The organism is Aminithiophilus ramosus, assembly GCF_018069705.1.
In the GTDB taxonomy this organism is placed as follows: Bacteria; Synergistota; Synergistia; order Synergistales; family Aminithiophilaceae; genus Aminithiophilus; species Aminithiophilus ramosus.
Genome location: NZ_CP072943.1, coordinates 2666598 through 2683549 on the forward strand (window position 1 = coordinate 2666598; position 16952 = coordinate 2683549).

Here is a 16952-nt window from a genome sequence, read left to right on the forward strand (position 1 = left end):
GATAGGGGGGCTGACTTCCGCAGCCTCCGCGAACGCACAGAAACAGGAGAGGAGGAACGAGCGTGAAACGGCCCCTGATCATCGTCACCGGCGACGACGCCCTCGCCCGGTCTCTGGAGTCTCTCTGTCCTCTTGCGGGCTGGTCCGTGGCGGGGAGAGCCCCCTCCGCCACGGAGGCCGCGAGGCTCTTCGACGCCCTATCGCCCGCCATGGCTCTCATCGACGCCGACCTGGGCGACGACGCCCTCGCCCTGGCCCGGTCCTTCGACGCGAAGCGGTCCGTCGAGATCGTCCTTCTCGCCGCCAGGGGGGACGAGGAGACGGTGAGACGGCTGATCTCCGTCCAGCCTCGGGGAATTCTCGTCAAGCCCGTCGACGAAGAGCGGCTGCGTGCGACGCTGCAGACGGCATGGACACGCCACCTGGCGGAGAGACGTCTCCAGCGGGTCTACGACAACACGCCCAACGGCATTCTCCTCTTCCGCTACGTCCCCGAAGAGGGGACCTACAGGCTGGAACGGCGCAACCGGGCGGCCGAGGCTCTCGACGCTCCTCTGACGGAGCCGCACCCCACCTTCGAGACCTACTTCAGCCCCTTCGACTTTCGCGAGCTGAGACTCCTTCTCGAGCGTTCCCGCCGGGAGGGATGCCTCTTCCCCTGCACGCTCGTCCACCGCAGGGAGGCCCTCCTGGCCTGGCGTCAGTATTACCTCTATCCCGTCGACGACGGGGAGATGATCGCCCTCTTTCAGGACGTGACGGAAGAGAAGAGGCTCCGGGAGGAGCAGGAGCGACGTCTTCACGAGCTGGCCCGGGAGACCCTCCGAGAGCGCTCGCTCGCCCGGATCGCCGCCCTCCTCTTCGACCGCTCGATCCCCATCGAGGGACGGCTCGACGAAAGCCTCCGGCAGCTGGCCGAGGCCGTCCGTCCCGGAGGGGGCCTGGGGCTTCGCCTCTCCTGGCCGGATGGGACGAAAGAATCGATGGAGGGAGCGGGACTGTCGACGACGCCCTTCCGGCTCGCCGTCGACGCCTCGGGCCTGAGGGCGACGCTGGAAATCCTCTTCGGCCGTCACGACATCGACGGCCTTCTCTTCGGCTCCGTCGACGACGGAGAGACGACCTTCCTGCGCCGAGGCCTCGATCTCATCCACAAGGCCCTTCTCTGCGACCGGGTCTGGCGAAAGCAGACGCTGAAGGCGACCCTCTACGAGAGGACCCTGCAGAGCCTCCCCCTCCCCCTGGCCCTGGGCGACGACGAGGGGAAGCTCTTTTTCGTCAACGAGGCCTTCGAGGAACGGACGGGGCTCTTCGGCGAGGAAATCTTCGATCTCCCCCTGGAGGAGGTCGGCAGGCGCGTCGACGGCAGGATCCGCCCTCTGGACGTCTCAGGAAGGCCATCGGGCGCCCTTCTTGTCATCGAGGAGGAGGGCGGGCGGCGATGAGAGACGAACCCTTCAACCTCCTCCTGGAAAACCTCCTCCGCGACGTGGAGAGCCTCTCCGCCTCGGGGCGACCGACCGATGCGCCCTCGTCGGCCGACGGAACCTTTCATCTCCACATCACGGAAGATCGGATGAGCGTCTTCGTCGACCTCTTTCCCTCCTTCGGAGAGGGCCTCCCCCTGGATCCCCTGGCGGTCAAGGAGGCCCTCGTCAAGGAGGGCGTCTACTCCTTTCTGGAGGGAGAGCTGACGGAAGCCGTCGAACGCTGCGAGAGCACGAAAGAGCCGCTCCGGCACCTTCTCGCGGCTCAGGGCATCCCTCCCAGGGAACCCGTCGAGGGGCGCCTGGAAATCCTCTTCTCTCTCGAACGGGAGATCACGAAGACGGGGGAGAAGAGCGAGGATACGCTCGACCGGATCGACCACAAGGAGCGATCGCCCATCCTTTCCGTGGCGCCGGGCCAGCTTCTGGCCATCCTCCACCCCTCCCTCCCCGGAGAGGCGGGGCGGGACATTTTCGGCCAGACCGTCCTCGCCGCCGATCCGACGCCGGTGACGCTCGACGCCGGCCCGGGCGTTCTCTGCGAGAACGGCACCCACTTCATCTCCGAGACCTGGGGACAGCCCCTTCTCGACGGCAAGACCCTGTCGGTCCGCCCCGTCCTGGACGTCGACGGCGACGTCGATTACCGGACGGGCAACATCCGTTTCGAGGGCTCCATCTCCATCGCCGGAGGCGTCAGGGAGGGCTTTTTCGTCCAGGCCGGCTTCGACATCGACGTCCAGGGCGTCGTCGAGGGGGCATCCATCAGGGCCGGTCGCGACATCCACATCCGAGGGGGCCTCGTGGGAGGAAAGGCCCTCGTCGAGGCCGGAGGCTCGTTGAGGGTCCGCTTCATCGAGGGCGGCACCATCCGCGCCGACGGCTCCGTTCTCGTCGACTCCCACGTCCTCCACGGCACCGTCCTCAGCCGCGATACGGTCCGCGTCAAGGGGCGGAAGGGGATCCTGGCCGGCTCCATCCTGGCCCTGAAGCGTATCGAAGCCGAAGCCGCCGGATCGCCCCTGAGCAGTCAGACCCGCCTGGCCGTCGGCGAAGATTTCCGCCTCCGCCGACGCATCGAGGAGCTCGACAGGGAAATCACCCTCCGAGAGACGACGCTTCTGCACATCTCGCGGACCATCGAGGAACTGAAGGAACGGTTCACCTCGGGCCGCGTCGTCCTGCCTCCGGAAAAGCTCGAACAGTTCAGGGCCATCCTCCAGCAGTTCAGCCTGCTCCAGAAAGATCTCAGCGCCCTCCGCGACGAACGGGGAGCCACCCTGGCCCGCCTCGTCCGCGAAGCTCAGGGCGGCGTCGTCGCCATCCGCCGCGTCGTCCACGCCGGAACGACGATCTCCATCCAGAACCGCCAGCTCACCCTTATCGAAGGGGAGCGTTTCGTCAGCTTCTCCCTCGACGGGGACTCGTGGCTCATCGTCCGAGGCCCCTACGCCTGAGGGTCACCATGAAGGAAATCGCCGCCTGGATCGACCTCTGCCTCGAGAACCTCTTCGACAGCCTCTCCCAGGCCGCCCTGATCTGCGACGGCGACGAGGTCGTCCTCCGGGCCAACCCGGCCTTCTGCCGCCTCTTCGGCTACGCCGAGGAGGCGGCGGGCCGGTTCCTCGATGACCTCGTCGCCGGCGGAACCCCGGGCTACGGCGAAGCCGTCGCCTACACCGAGTCGATCCTCTCGGGCCGTTCCGTCAAGGTTCCGGCGACGCGCCACGCCAAGGACGGAACGGCCGTCGACGTCCTGGCGACGTCCGTTCCCATCTTCGACGGCGGACGCGTCGTGGGCGTTCTGGCCCTCTACGGGGACATCTCGGAAAGCGTCCGCTCCCGCCACGCCCTGGAGGAGACCAAGGCCCGTCTCGAGGCGACGCTGGAGGGCATCGGGGACGCCGTCGTCACCGTCGACGAGAGGGGAAACGTGACGGACCTCAACGCCGCGGCCTCCTCCCTCACCGGCTGGCCCGTCGACGAGGCCCGGGGACTGCCGGCCTCGTCCCTTCTCCGCTTCCGCTCCGGCGACGGGAACCCTTCGCCCCTCCTCGAGGGACATCCCGGCGAGGCCGCCGAGACGCTTCTCGTCGACCGCTCGGGCCTGGCCCACCCCGTCACCGTTCAGACCACCCCGGTGCGCCTCGGCCGGGAAAGGACCCCGGGCGTCGTCGTCCGCGACGAGAGCGAACGCCTCCGGAGGAGGGCCGAGATCACGGCGGCTCAGGCCCTCTACGGCAGCCTCGTCGACAGCCTGCCCGACCTGGTCTTCCGCTTCTCCCCCTCGGGCCGATGTCTTTTCGCCCCTCCCCGCGCCGAGGAGAGCCTCGCCGTCGCCCATCCCCCCTGGAGGGCAGGACCTTCCGCGAGGCCGGGCTGGACGAGGCCCTCTGCCGACGCGGGGAGGCCCTCGTCGAGGAGACGCTGGAGATGGACGGCCCGAAAGGCCCCCGCCTCTACGACTGCCGCGTCGTCGAGGGACCTCGATCGACGGGACTTCTGGCCCTCTGCCGCGACGTCACCGAAAGCCGCGAGACGGAGACGAACTACCGCCTCCTCTTCGAAAGCATGCGCGACGCCTGCGCCCTCTGCGAAGGCATCGAGGAGGGGGGAAAGACCGTCGACTTCCGCTTCCTCGACGTCAATCCCGCCTTCGAGAAGGAGACGGGCCTGTCTCGGGAGGTCGTCGGCAAGCCCCTTCTGGATCTCTTCCCCCATGACGATCCCTTCTGGGCCGAGGTCTGCGGCGACGTCGTCCGCACGGGTGAGGCGAGGCGTTTCACCCGTTTCATCCCCCCCTCGAAAAAGTCTTCGACGGCGTCGTCTACAGGACGAAGCCGAGCCACTGCGCCCTCCTCCTTCGCGACGTCACCGAGCTGGAGCGGACCCGCCGCAGGAAGGAACATCTCGGCCAGGTCCTTCGCTCCATCAGGGAGATCAACCGTCTCCTCGTCTTCGAGCGGGATCGGGAGCGCCTTCTCCAGAGCGTCTGCGATCTTTTCGTCGATCAGAGAGGCTACCTCTCGGCCTGGATCGCCCTTTTCGACGGGGCGGGACGGATCGACACCTTCCACTCGGCCGGCCCCTTCGACGACGAGGAGGCCGTCCGGGCCGCCGTCACCGCAAACCACCTTCCGCCCTGCGTCGGGGGCTGTCTCGCCGGCGAGGCGATCCTCCGCCAGCCCGCTCCTCTGCTCGGGCTGCACCCTACAGGACGAAGGGAACCAACGGCGGCGTTCTGCGGCGCGCCTCGAGGGAAGGCCATCCCTGCGGGGACTCCTCTCCGTCGCCGCCCCCGAGGGTTTCGAACCCGACGAAGAGGAGAGGACCCTCTTCCGCGAGGTGGCCGACGACGTGGACTTCGCCCTCTCCCTTCTCGACGACGACGCGGCGAAGAGGAAGGCCCGGGAGGAGCTGGCCTCGAGCTTCCTCAAGGTCCGCCGCGCCCAGGAGGGAACGATCGCCGTCCTGAGCCGGATGGTCGAGAGCCGTGACGTCTACACGGCAGGCCATCAGGAGCGCGTCGCCCGTCTCGCCCTGGCCCTGGCCCGGCGGATGGGACTGACCTCGGAGACGCAGGAGGCCGTCTTCATGGCCGGCCGCCTCCACGACGTCGGCAAGATCCGCGTCCCCTCGGAGATCCTCAACAAACCGGGACGTCTCTCTCCCCTGGAGCTCGCCATCGTCCGCGAACACCCCCAATCGGGATGGGAGATCCTCAGGGACATCGACTTTCCCTGGCCCGTCGCCGACGTCGTCGAGGCCATGAGCGCCCATCGCCCCTACCGCTCCGCCCCGGGCCTCGAGGCGGCCCTCGACGAGATCCGCCGGGGCGCGGGGACGATCTACGACGAGAGGGTCGTCACGGCCTGTTTCGAACTCTTTCGGAAGGGCTTCGATTTCGACGGCGAAAACCCCTTTATCTCTTCCTGAAAGAAAGGACCTGCGTTTAGCCTTTTTTTCAGACTACAAACGACAACTGTGCCGCCGCAAAAATCGTCAAAAGCCTCTCCCGAAAGGCCTTTTTTCTTTTTGCCTCCCCCCTTTTTGCCCCTGATTCCTCTCCTAGCCGCCTCTGAGACCCATTCGCCCTTTTCGTCACTACATACTGCATATTGACGATCAATTTTTAAGAAATCTGTACTATTGACGACGATTCTCCGGCGCTCTAAGCTTTTCCCCAACGTAATCTCCTGACATTTTCGTCCTCCAGAGAAAGATCGTAGATACTCTCGACGAGGGCATGGCAGGACCGGATTGCAAGGGGAGGGATTGCGCATGGGACAGACCGTTGCAGAGAAGATTCTCAGCCGTCACCTCGTTTCAGGCGATATGGAGCCGGGCAGACCTATCGCCCTTCGCATGGATCAGACCCTGACCCAGGACGCCACGGGGACGATGGCCTATCTCCAGTTCGAGGCCATCGGCGTCGACAGGGTCCGGACGGAGCTTTCCGTCAGCTACGTCGATCACAACATGATCCAGGGCGACTACCGCAACCCCGACGATCACCGTTACCTTCAGGATGTGGCCGCCAAGTACGGCATCCTCTTCTCCCCCGCCGGCAACGGCATCTGCCACCAGCTCCACCTGGAGCGTTTCGCCGTTCCCGGCAAGACTCTCATCGGCAGCGACTCCCATACTCCCACGGCGGGCGGGCTGACCATGATCGCCATCGGAGCGGGAGGCCTCGACGTGGCCCTGGCCATGGCTGGCGAACCCTTCGTCACGCCTATGCCCAGGATCACCCTCGTCCGCCTCGTGGGAACCCTCCAGCCCTTCGTCTCGGCCAAGGACGTCATCCTCGAGGTGCTCCGCCGCATCACCGTCAAGGGCGGCGTGGGACGCATCCTCGAGTACGGCGGTCCCGGCGTGGAGGGTCTCTCCGTCCCCGATCGGGCGACGATCACCAACATGGGCGCCGAGACGGGCGCCACGTCGTCGGTCTTCCCCAGCGACGAGGTGACGCGCCGCTGGCTCCGCTCCCAGGGGCGGGAGTCCTCCTGGGTGGAACTTTCCGCCGACGCCGACGCCCGCTACGACACGGTCATCGACATCGACCTTTCGACGCTGGAGCCCCTGGTGGCCCAGCCCTTCCAGCCCGACCGGGTCGTCCCGGTCCGCGAGCTGGCCGGCCTTCCCGTCGATCAGGTCATGTTCGGCTCCTGCACCAATTCGTCGCTGCGGGACATCGAGTCGGTGGCCCACATCCTCGAGGGCAGGCGGATCGCTCCCACCGTCGACGCCGGAATCTCTCCGGGGAGTCGCCAGGTGATCCTCGAGGCCGCCAGGACGGGAGCCTTCGCGACGCTCGTCGCCTCAGGCGTGCGCCTCCTCGAGGTGAGCTGCGGCGCCTGCATCGGCATGGGATTCGCCCCTCCCACGGAGGGCGTTTCGCTGCGGACGATCAACCGCAACTTCCTGGGCCGCTGCGGCCACAAGACGGGCAAGGTCTACCTCGTCAGCCCCGAAGTCGCCGCCGCCTCGGCCGTCACGGGCGTCCTCACCGATCCCCGCGATCTGGCCCGGGAAGAGGGAATCGAGCCCTTCTCCTTCGCCCAGCCCGATGCGTTCCTCGTCGACGACAGCCGCTTCGTCGCTCCCGCCGACGAGCCGGAGACGGTCACGATCCGCCGCGGCCCCAACATCGCCCCCCTGCCGCCCATCGAGGCCATGGCCGAGACGGTCCGGGGCGAGGTCCTCCTCAAGGTGGGCGACGACATCACGACGGACCACATCATGCCCGCCGGGGCCAAGATCCTTCCCCTGCGCTCCAACATCCCCGCCATCGCCCGTCACGTCTTCGAGGTCGTCGACGCCTCCTTCCACGACAGGGCCCTGGCCAAGGGGGGCGGCTTCGTCGTCGGAGGGGCCAACTACGGCCAGGGGTCGAGCCGGGAGCATGCCGCCCTGGCGCCGCGTTACCTGGGCGTCCGGGCCGTTTTGGCCAAGAGCTTCGCCCGCATCCATCTGGCCAACCTGGTCAACTGCGGCATCCTGCCCCTTCTCTTCCAGGACCCTTCCGATTATGACGCCGTCGAGGCGGGCGACGCCCTGAGCCTGAACCGCCGGGAGGTCGTGACGGCAGGCTCCTTCCCGGTCCGCAACGAACGATCGGGCCGCGACATTCCCTGCACGACGCCGATCTCGGAAGAGGATCTCGCCGTCGTCCTCGCCGGCGGGAAGCTGAACTGGGTCCGTTCGAAAAAAGCCGAACGTCTCTGACCACAAGAGTTGCCATAGAGGGGCCCCCCGGGGGGAACGAGAGTGGATCGAAAGGGAGGAAAAAAGATGAGCCGTTTTGCCGACCTGGAGCTGAAGAACTACAAGGAGCCCGAACGGGGCGAGAGAATCGAAGTGAAGGGGGGGCGCCTCGTCGTTCCCGACGAGCCCGTCATCCCCTACGTCGAGGGCGACGGGATCGGCGTCGACATCACGCCGGCCATGAAGGCCGTCGTCGACTGCGCCGTCAGGAAGGCCTACGGCACCCGACGCCGTCTCGCCTGGTGGGAGATCTTCGCCGGTGAGAAGGCCATGGGGCTCTACGACACGGCCATCCCCGACGACTCCTTCGCCGCCCTCCGGTACTTCCGCATCGGCATCAAGGGTCCCCTGACCACCCCCGTCGGCGGCGGCTTCCGAAGCCTCAACGTCGCCTTCCGCCAGGTCCTGGACCTCTACGCCTGCGTCCGGCCCGTGCGCTGGTTCGACGGCGTCCCGGCCCCTCTCAAGCGCCCTCAGGACGTGGACATGGTCATCTTCCGCGAAAACACGGAGGACCTCTACGCCGGCATCGAGTGGGAACAGGGGACGGCCGCCTGCGAGAAGATGATCCGCTTCATCAAGGAGGAGATGGGGGCCAGGCAGTTCCGCGACGACTCGGGCATCGGCATCAAGCCCATCTCCATCACGGGGACGAAGCGCCTGGTCCGCATGGCCATCCAGTACGCCGTCGACCACAAACGTCCCTCGGTGACGCTCGTCCACAAGGGCAATATCATGAAGTTCACCGAAGGGGCCTTCCGCAAGTGGGGCTACGAAGTGGCCCGCGAGGAGTTCGGCTCCGTCTGCATCACCGAAGAGGAGCTCTTCGGGACCTACGGCGGGAAGTGCCCCGAGGGGAAGATCGTCGTCAAGGACCGCATCGCCGACGCCATGTTCCAGCAGATCCTCCTCCGCCCCGCCGAGTACGACGTGCTGGCCACGGCCAACCTGAACGGCGACTACATCTCCGACGCCCTGGCCGCCTCCGTCGGAGGCCTGGGTCTGGCCCCCGGAGCGAACATGAACGACGAGGTGGCCTTCTTCGAGGCCACTCACGGGACGGCGCCCAAATACGCCGGCCAGGACAAGGTCAACCCGGGCTCTCTCATCCTCTCGGCCGTCCTCATGGTGGAGCACCTGGGCTGGCAGGAGGCCGCCGACCTCATCGTCGGCGGCATGGAGAAGGCCATCAGCGAGGGCATCGTCACCTACGACCTGGCCCGTCAGCGTCAGGGGGCCCAGGAGGTCTCCTGTTCCCGATTCGCCGAGGCCATCTGCGACAAGATGTAGTCTGACGGGGAGAGGAGGAAGTCCCTCCTCTCCCTCTTCTCTCCCTGACCGCAGGGAAAGCAAGGGGCCTGCCGGTCTCCGCATCGAAGTCGCAGAAGTGACGGAGAGACGGAGCCGGGAGCGCCCCTTTGCGCTATGATCGACAGCGATGAATCGACGATCTCCTCCGATCGTCAGAAGGAGCGTGATATTCGTGATCGAAACAATCGCCCAGGCGGGAACGCTGGAGTCGTCGGACTGTCTCGTGACGGTCTCGCCGTCGCCGACGCTGGAGCTGGAGTGTCGCGGCGCGACGGCGGGGCTTTTCGCCGAGCGTAACCGCGCCGTCGTCGAATCGGTCCTGCGAGAGCGGGGTCTGACGGGAGCGAAGGTGCAGATCCAGGATCAGGGGGCGCTGGAGCTGACCCTCCGGGCCCGGATCGGCACGGCCCTGGACCGGGCCCGGGGAGGCGCGCGATGAGGCTCCGCTCCATGCTCTACATCCCCGGCAACAGCCCGGCCATGATCCAGCAGGCTCCCGTCTTCGGGGCCGACAGCATCCTCCTCGACCTGGAGGACGCCGTGGCCCTCTCGGAGAAGGACAGCGCCCGCGATCTGGTCTGCGCCTTCCTGAAGGGCCTCGACTTCGGCACGGTCGTCGTCACGGTCCGCCTCAACGGATCGGACACGCCCTTTTTCGACGGTGACCTCCGGGCCGTGATCCCCTGTCGCCCCGCCGCCGTCCGTCTGCCCAAGTGCTCGTCGCCTCAGGACGTCCTGGCCTGCGACGCCCTCATGGCCGAGCTGGAGAGGGAGTCGGGCCTCGACGTCGGCACGGTGAAGCTCCACGCCATGATCGAGACGGCCCGGGGCCTGTCCAACGCCCAGGCCATCGCCGACTGCTGTCCCCGCGTTACGGCCCTCACCCTGGGCGGCCAGGACCTGACGGCCGACATGGGGGTGAGGAAGACCCGCGAGGGGAAGGAACTCTTCACGGCCCGGACCCTGGTGGCCCTGGCGGCCCGCGCCGCGGGGATCGACGCCTTCGACACGGTCTGGACCGACGTGAACGACAACGAAGGACTCCTGGAGGAGACGAAGGCCGTCGTCGGCCTGGGCTTTTCGGGCAAGGCGGCCATCCATCCCGGCCAGATCGAGTGGATCCACAAGGCCTTCGTCCCCGAGGCCAAGGAGATCGTCAGGGCCCGACGCATCGTCGAGGCGGCCCAGGCCGCCGAGGCCGAGGGCAGAGGCGTCGTCTCCGTCGACGGCAGGATGGTCGACGCTCCCGTGGTGAAGCGGGCCCTTCACACCCTCGAGATGGCCCGACTGGCCGAGGAGGTGCTCTAGATGACACGTGACAGAGGACGGGTCGTCAACGGGCTGGGACGTCGCGTCCCGGCCTTCATCGAAGGGCTCGGCGCCTTCGATCCCTACGAGGGCCCCTGGAGCCGCCTCGAGCGGGGCTACGAGGCGCCCCGCCTCGTCCCGCCCCTGCGGGGGTCGATGCCGCGGAAGACGAAGGTCGTCGAAAGCCTCCGCCGTGCCATCGAGGCCTCGGGCCTTCAGAGCGGCATGACCCTCTCCTTCCACCATCACCTGCGCAACGGCGACGCCCTTCTCATGGCCGTCCTGAACGAATGCGAGGCCATGGGGATCGGAAACCTCACCCTCGCCCCCAGCTCCCTGACCGACGCCCACGACGGGGTGGCCGACCTGGTGCGGCGGGGCGTCGTGAGCCAGATCCACACCTCCGGCGTCCGCGGCGCCGTGGGCAGGGCCATCTCGAAGGGGGAGGTCCCCTTTCCCGTCGTCATCCGCAGCCACGGGGGGAGGGCGCGGGCCATCGAGGAGGGCTCCATCTCCATCGACGTGGCCTTCCTGGCCGCCCCGGCCTGCGATCCCCAGGGGAACCTGACGGGGGCCCTGGGCCCCTCGGGGTGCGGCTCCCTGGGCTACGCCCAGATCGACGCCCGCCACGCCCGCCACGTCGTGGCCGTCACGGACCACCTCGTCCCCCAGCCGCTGAACCGCATCTCCATCCCCCAGTACCTCGTCGACCAGGTCGTCGTCGTCGAGAGCCTGGGAGACGCCTCGAAGATCGCCACCGGGGCGGCGCGGATCACGCGGAGTCCCGTGGACCTCAAGATCGCCCGCGACGCCTACCGCCTCATCGCCGCCTCGGGGCTGCTCGCCCCGGGCGTCTCCTTCCAGGTCGGCGCCGGAGGAGCCAGCCTGGCCGTGGCGGCCTTCGTCCGGGACCACATGAAGGAGAAGGGAATCAAAGGGAGCTGGGGCTGCGGCGGGATCACGGGCTACATGGTCCGGATGCTCGAGGAGGGACTCTTCGAGGCCCTCTACGACGTCCAGAGCTTCGACGCCGCCGTCCGTGACTCGCTGGTGCGCAACGGCAACCACATCGAGATCGACCAGTCCTGGTACGCCAACCCCCTCAACCGGGGCTGCGTCGTCCACAACCTGGACGTCGTCGTCCTGGCGGCCCTGGAGGTGGACGTGGCCTTCAACGTCAACGTCATGACGGGACACGACGGCGTCCTCCGCGGCGCCTCGGGGGGCCACTGCGACACGGCGGCCGGGGCCAAGCTGGCCGTCGTCGTCGTCCCCTCCTTCCGCGGCGGCGTCCCCTCCATCCTCGACCGGGTCCAGACCGTCGTCACGCCCGGCGAGACCGTCGACGCCATCGTCACCGAGCGGGGCCTCTGCATCAACCCCCGGAGGAGCGATCTCATCGAGGCGGCCCGCTCCGCCCGGCTGCCCCTGAAGGAGATCGCCGACCTCAAGAGGGAGGTCGAGGCTCTCACGGGAGTCCCCCGCCCGAACGAGCCCGATTCGGACCGCGTCGTCGCCGTCGTCGAGTACCGCGACGGCACCCTCATCGACAGCGTCTTCCAGGTCAAGTAGGCCGGGCCTCCGAGGCGGGCCCCGCCCGACGAAGCCCGTTCCTCTTCGACGATTCCGCCCTGTTTTGTCGGCCCGAGCCGGTGCCGTCACCCTAACCCTTCCCGGAGGTGTTCCCGATGAAACTCATCCGTTTTCTCCCCTCAGGCAGCCAGGCCCCCCTCTGGGGCCTCATCGACGGCGAATCGGTCGTCGTCACCGACGGTCCCGGCGGCGACGGGACGTCCATCTCCTTTCCCCTCGACTCGGTGCGCCTCCTCGCCCCGGCCGAAACGCCCAAGATCGTCTGCGTCGGCCGGAACTACCTGGACCACATCCGCGAGCTGGGCAACGACGACCAGAACCTCCCCGCGGAGCCGGGCCTCTTTCTCAAGCTTCCCAACACCCTGGCCGACCCCGGAGCGGTCGTCCCCTACCCCGCCTTTACGGAGAACTTCCACTACGAGGGAGAGCTGGCCGCCGTCATCGGCCGGACGATGAAAGACGTCTCCGAGGAGGAGGCCCTCGGCCACGTCCTCGGCTACAGCTGCGCCGTCGACCTGACGGCTAGGGACCGCCAGAAAAGCGACCTCCAGTGGACCCGGGCCAAGAGCGCCGACCTCTTCTGCCCCCTCGGCCCCTGGATCGAGACCGAACTGGACCCGGCGAAAAGCCGCGTCACGACGCGCGTCAACGGCGAGGTGCGCCAGGACGGGACGACGGATCTCATGATCTTCCCCGTCGCCCGCGTCCTGAGCTACATCTCGACTTTCATGACCCTAGAACGGGGCGACGTGGTCCTCACCGGAACGCCCTGCGGCGTCGGCGAGCTTCACCCCGGAGACAGGGTCGACGTCACCGTCGACGGCGTGGGCACCCTCTCCGTTTCCATCGGCGAGAGGGCCTGACGCCGTCCCTCGGCCATGAATGCAGGAAGGGCCCCCGATGGGGGGCCCTTCCTGCATTCATGGCCTCCTGCTCCCTCGACAGGACCTGCCGTCGCGGAGGCGGACCGCCCCGGGAGAGAGTCTCCCTCACCGTGCCCCTCCGGCCAGGCCTTCCAGCGACGTCACCCAGGCGTCGAAAAGGGGACAGGCGCGACGCATCGCGTCGATGCCGACGGCCTTGGCGATCCCGATTCCCGTGACGGTTTTCTTGAACGTCGGGGAGAGGGCTTTCAGCCTTTTCGACGGGGCTCCGTCGGGGCGATCGTTGATCCCTTCCGGCTCTCGGCACTCGCCGAGAATGGCGTCGATCCCCTTCCGCGCGACGCCCAGCCCGGCCGCCAGAGTGGCGGGATCGCTGAAATAAAGGGCCTCCGTCTCATGCATGGAGACGTAAGGGATGAAGCGTCGATCCGGGTCCCGATCCGCGAAGAGCGTTTGGACCTCTCGGGCCGTGGCGCCGTTCATGACCGACGCCTTTGCGGCGGAATCGGCCTGCCGCTTCGATTCGGCATATCCCGGCCAATCCGTCCCGATGCCGTAATAATCGATCATGAGGGTCACCCACGTATCGCTCCGCTGCTTGAGAAGGTTTCTGATGTCCTTTTGGGCCCTTGCGAACCGGACGTCGCCGCCCTTTGCTCCCGGCTTGGAGAGGATGACCGCTTCGAGCCAGATCCCCTTCTCTCCCAGGTAAGGAGCGAGAAGATCTCGTACAAAGTACCGCTCCGTGGCCCCTTCGACGAGGGCGACCACCGTCGCCGTCTCACTCATGGTTCGAGCCTCCCTGGATCACATTTCTGACCCAGAGATCACCGAGGGAGTATTCCTCGAGCCATCGGCTGAAAGCATCGCGATCGAGCCGTTCGAAAAGGGATTGGCCCTCTTTCCGGTTGACCACCACCACCTCTTCGACGGAGAACTGATCGATGAGCAGAGGCGATTGGGTGGCGACGATGATCTGCGTCCGCTCCGCCCCGTCCCGGATCAGCTCTCCCAGGACACGGATCGCCTCGGGGTGGAGCCCCAGCTCGGGCTCGTCGATGACGATCGTCGACGGAGGCCGAGGCTGGAGAAGGGCCGTGGCCAGGCAGATGAAACGGATGGAGCCGTCCGAGAAGTGGTAGGGCTGCATGGGAAAATCGGAGCCCCTCTGGCTCCAGCTCAGCCTCACCTTTTCGGCCTCGCCCATCGTCACCGCATCGAGAAGGAAGTCGTCGAAAAAGGGAAGGATCAGACGGGTCGCCTCGACGATCTCCCGATAGAGGGCGCGGTGGTCATCGCTGTTTTTCAGCCCCAGCAGGAAGGGGGCGATATTGGCGCCGTCGCTCCGGAGAATCCTGTTGTCCTCGACGATCTCCGAACGGCGCATGGGGGCCGTTGAACTCGTGTCGTGGAAGTGATAGACCATCCAGCTCGCGATGGCCTCGTAGACGTAATGGCCGACACCGGGGCTTTTCCCGCTGAGGGAGGTTTCGCCCCGTTCGTCGAAGAGGCGGCTCTCCGACGAGGGGCCTCCGTAGGAGCGCCAGCTGCTCGTCACATACTTGCGCTCCTCGCTGACGAGAAAGGTCTCGTCCACGGTGGGCGCCAGCTCCAGGCGGTAGGCATTCGGGCCCTGGGCGGAGTCGCTGAGAGAGGCGAACTCGAAGGCCATCCTGATGGAAGAGGTCTGTCTGGGCCCGTTGTGGAGGAAGTTATCGGCGCCACCGTTTTCCCGGACGAACTTCTGCAGATTTTTTCGCGTCATCGCCATAAGCAGGCGAAAGATCTGAATGAAGTTGCTTTTGCCCGAGCCATTGGCACCGACGATGACGTTCACCTCTCCGAGATCGAAATCCTTCAGCTCCCTGATGGATTTGAATCCCTCGACGCTGATTCTGCTGACGGCCCCTCTCATCGCGAGCCTCCCTCGATCCTATGAGTCTCGCTCTTTGCAGAGGGACCAGGAGGCGCAGGACCGCGAGGGCCGGCACCTCCGGTAAGCGATTTCTGCGCGCCGTGATCGCGACGAGCGTTCCCGGTCATTCTCCCGATCATCTCCTCGTCAAAGTCCTTTTCGAAAGACATCTTCCGAGAAAGAACCGATAAGAAATCCTTCGGCGACGGGCATCCGCCTTTCGCGACTCCATGATAACCGACGGCGCCTCTGCGCCCAAGGCCCTCTTTCGGTTTCCCTCGCGGCAATCGATCGGGGCAACGCGGGCCTTCGGGTTCCGTCGCCGCAAAGGCGGGCCCCCGGTGAAAGGAGTATCGACGGTGGCGTCACGGGTCGGGGAAGCGCTCCCTGACGGCCAGGAAGGCCTCCATGTCGTTCAGGACGAGGTCCACCAGGTCGGGATCGAACTGGCGCCCCCTCTGGGTCCGGAAGTAGTCGGCCACGGCCTCGGCCGTCCAGGGCTCCTTGTAGCAGCGGCGGCTCAGGAGGGCGTCGAAGACATCGGCCACGGCCACGAGGCGCCCCATGATGTGGATCCCCTCTCCGGCCAGTCTCCGGGGGTAGCCCGATCCGTCCCAGCGCTCGTGGTGCTGGCCGGCGATGAGGGCCGCCACCTGAAGGGCTCTCCTCCGCGACCGCCCCAGGAGGGCGGCGCCGATGGCGGCGTGTTTTTTCGCCTCCTCGAACTCCTCGTCGCTGAGCCTGCCCGGCTTGGAGAGGACGGCATCGGGAACGGCGATCTTGCCCAGGTCGTGAAGGGGAGCCGCCCGGCGCAGCAACTCCACGTCCGAGGCGTCGAGTCCCCTCTTCTCGCCCAGGAGGGCCGCCACTTCGGCGACGCGTCGGACGTGATTGGCCGTCTCGTGGGACCGCCCTTCGATGGCGTCTCCGATGAGGTCGATCGTCTCCTCCTGGGCATCGAGAAGCTCCTTCTGGAGGGACTGGAGCTCGGCCCTGTGGCGCAGGAGGCGGTTCTTGCGGCTCAGGGCCCCCATAAGGAGGGCGATGACGACGAGCAGAAGGGCGATGACGACCGCCGCGACGAGAAGAATCTCGCGATGGCGCTCGTAGAGGGAGGGAGGACGGCCGACGATGACCGTTCCCGGAGGGAAGTCTCCTTCGTCGAGGCCGAAACGCCTCATGACGGCGTAGTCGGCGAAGTAGCCGGCCTGGAGGTCGACGGCACGGGAGAGGACGGCGGGAGCCTGCCCCCGCCAGAGCCCCTCGAGGTAGCGGGCTCCCGTATAACCGACGTTACGGGGCGAGAGCATGTAGCCTCCCAGCGTCCCGAAACCCAGGAAGTGCGTCCATGGAGAGTAGAGGGGAGCGGGGGCGACGAGGGAGAGGGTCCCGACGACCTCGCGGGGCGTCACGCCCCGGTTGTCGCGCTCGTCGCGGGAGAAGGCCAGAAGCAGGAGGATGTCCTCTTCCGTCGTCTCTCCCAGGGCCGATTCCGCCTCGGCCAGGGAGGCGCAGCCGCGGATCTCCCAGGAGATCCCTCGCCCCTCGCGGGCGACGAGAAGGGGTCGGATCTCCTCCTCCACGGCACGCCCCGTCTCGGTGCCGTCGTGAAAGGCGCGGATCCGCCTGGCCCCGGGGTTCTGCCTCAGGGCCAGATCGAGGGTCCTCTCCAGGTGAAGCTCCTCGGGAATGACGTGGACGTTGGGCGGAAGGGGGGGGATGGAGCCGTTGTAGCCGACGGCCACGACGGGCACGTCGGAGAAGAGAGAAGACAGGTGGCGCCGATAGAAATCGAAGGCCCCGTTGTCGGAGAGGATGACGCCGTCGATGGCGACGCCGCGGAACTTGTAGCGCAGAAGGGCGCCGAGGCGGTCGAGGTAGTCCGGCGCCAGGCGGTGCTTCATGTCGAGATACTCGACGCGCAGGTCGGGCCTCTCGCCCGACTGCCGAAAGGCTTCGACGATGCCCTGGTGAAGCTCCTCCGTCCAACTCAGGTCCCGTCCGTAGGAGTGGACGACGAGCACCGTTCCGGGGGCCGCCTCCCCTCTGAGGGGCGGCGGAAGGAGGATAACGGCGGCGAAGAGCAGGAGGACAAGGCGCCTCATCATATCCCTCCAGACGGGACTGTACCTTTTTCAAAGTATAAAGCTTTCCATCTTCTCTTGCCCTCACGAAAAGGAGTCCATA

General features: G+C 66.9%; 12 protein-coding genes and 1 pseudogene. 10 read left to right on the forward strand and 3 right to left on the reverse strand.

Going from position 1 to position 16952, the window contains the following annotated elements:
• Positions 1-62 precede the first annotated feature (62 nt).
• The 10 genes and pseudogenes from KAR29_RS12165 to KAR29_RS12210 all read left to right on the forward strand — a co-directional run bounded on the left by KAR29_RS12165 (position 63) and on the right by KAR29_RS12210 (position 12829).
• The gene (locus tag KAR29_RS12165; RefSeq protein WP_274373254.1) at positions 63-1445 is read left to right on the forward strand and encodes a PAS domain-containing protein; all 1383 of its coding nucleotides are present in this window, start codon (positions 63-65) and stop codon (positions 1443-1445) included.
• Positions 1442-2944 carry a DUF342 domain-containing protein gene (locus KAR29_RS12170; RefSeq protein ID WP_274373255.1) on the forward strand — a complete coding sequence of 501 codons (1503 nt, stop codon included), beginning with the start codon at positions 1442-1444 and terminating at the stop codon, positions 2942-2944. Before KAR29_RS12165 ends, KAR29_RS12170 begins: the two co-directional genes overlap by 4 nt.
• Positions 2945-2952: 8 nt before the next feature.
• Positions 2953-3642: pseudogene (locus tag KAR29_RS14130) on the forward strand (PAS domain-containing protein); the annotation flags it as partial.
• 140 nt (positions 3643-3782) lie between these two features.
• Complete coding sequence (locus KAR29_RS12180; RefSeq protein WP_274373257.1) at positions 3783-5423, forward strand: HD domain-containing phosphohydrolase; 1641 nt, start codon at positions 3783-3785, stop codon at positions 5421-5423.
• Positions 5424-5768: 345 nt separating this feature from the next.
• Positions 5769-7715 carry an aconitate hydratase gene (locus KAR29_RS12185; RefSeq protein ID WP_274373258.1) on the forward strand — a complete coding sequence of 649 codons (1947 nt, stop codon included), beginning with the start codon at positions 5769-5771 and terminating at the stop codon, positions 7713-7715.
• Between the two features lie 66 nt (positions 7716-7781).
• Positions 7782-9044: an isocitrate dehydrogenase (NADP(+)) gene (gene icd / locus KAR29_RS12190; protein WP_274373259.1), complete on the forward strand. Its 1263-nt coding sequence runs from the start codon at positions 7782-7784 to the stop codon at positions 9042-9044.
• A gap of 193 nt (positions 9045-9237) precedes the next feature.
• Positions 9238-9504, forward strand: coding sequence for a citrate lyase acyl carrier protein (citD, locus tag KAR29_RS12195; RefSeq protein ID WP_274373260.1), 267 nt, complete (start codon positions 9238-9240; stop codon positions 9502-9504).
• On the forward strand, positions 9501-10373 hold the full coding sequence (locus KAR29_RS12200) for an HpcH/HpaI aldolase/citrate lyase family protein (protein WP_274373261.1): 873 nt from the start codon (positions 9501-9503) through the stop codon (positions 10371-10373). Before citD ends, KAR29_RS12200 begins: the two co-directional genes overlap by 4 nt.
• Positions 10374-11945, forward strand: coding sequence for a citrate lyase subunit alpha (gene citF / locus KAR29_RS12205; RefSeq protein WP_274373262.1), 1572 nt, complete (start codon positions 10374-10376; stop codon positions 11943-11945). It abuts the gene before it with no gap.
• 116 nt (positions 11946-12061) lie between these two features.
• On the forward strand, positions 12062-12829 hold the full coding sequence (locus tag KAR29_RS12210) for a fumarylacetoacetate hydrolase family protein (protein ID WP_274373263.1): 768 nt from the start codon (positions 12062-12064) through the stop codon (positions 12827-12829).
• Positions 12830-12955: 126 nt separating this feature from the next.
• Here the strand turns inward: KAR29_RS12210 and KAR29_RS12215 are convergent, their stop codons facing one another.
• The 3 genes from KAR29_RS12215 to KAR29_RS12225 all read right to left on the reverse strand — a co-directional run bounded on the left by KAR29_RS12215 (position 12956) and on the right by KAR29_RS12225 (position 16870).
• Positions 12956-13639, reverse strand: coding sequence for a DUF4276 family protein (locus KAR29_RS12215; protein WP_274373264.1), 684 nt, complete (start codon positions 13637-13639; stop codon positions 12956-12958).
• Positions 13632-14765: an AAA family ATPase gene (locus KAR29_RS12220; protein ID WP_274373265.1), complete on the reverse strand. Its 1134-nt coding sequence runs from the start codon at positions 14763-14765 to the stop codon at positions 13632-13634. Before KAR29_RS12220 ends, KAR29_RS12215 begins: the two co-directional genes overlap by 8 nt.
• A 365-nt stretch (positions 14766-15130) precedes the next feature.
• The gene (locus KAR29_RS12225; protein WP_274373266.1) at positions 15131-16870 is read right to left on the reverse strand and encodes an HD domain-containing phosphohydrolase; all 1740 of its coding nucleotides are present in this window, start codon (positions 16868-16870) and stop codon (positions 15131-15133) included.
• Positions 16871-16952 lie beyond the last annotated feature (82 nt).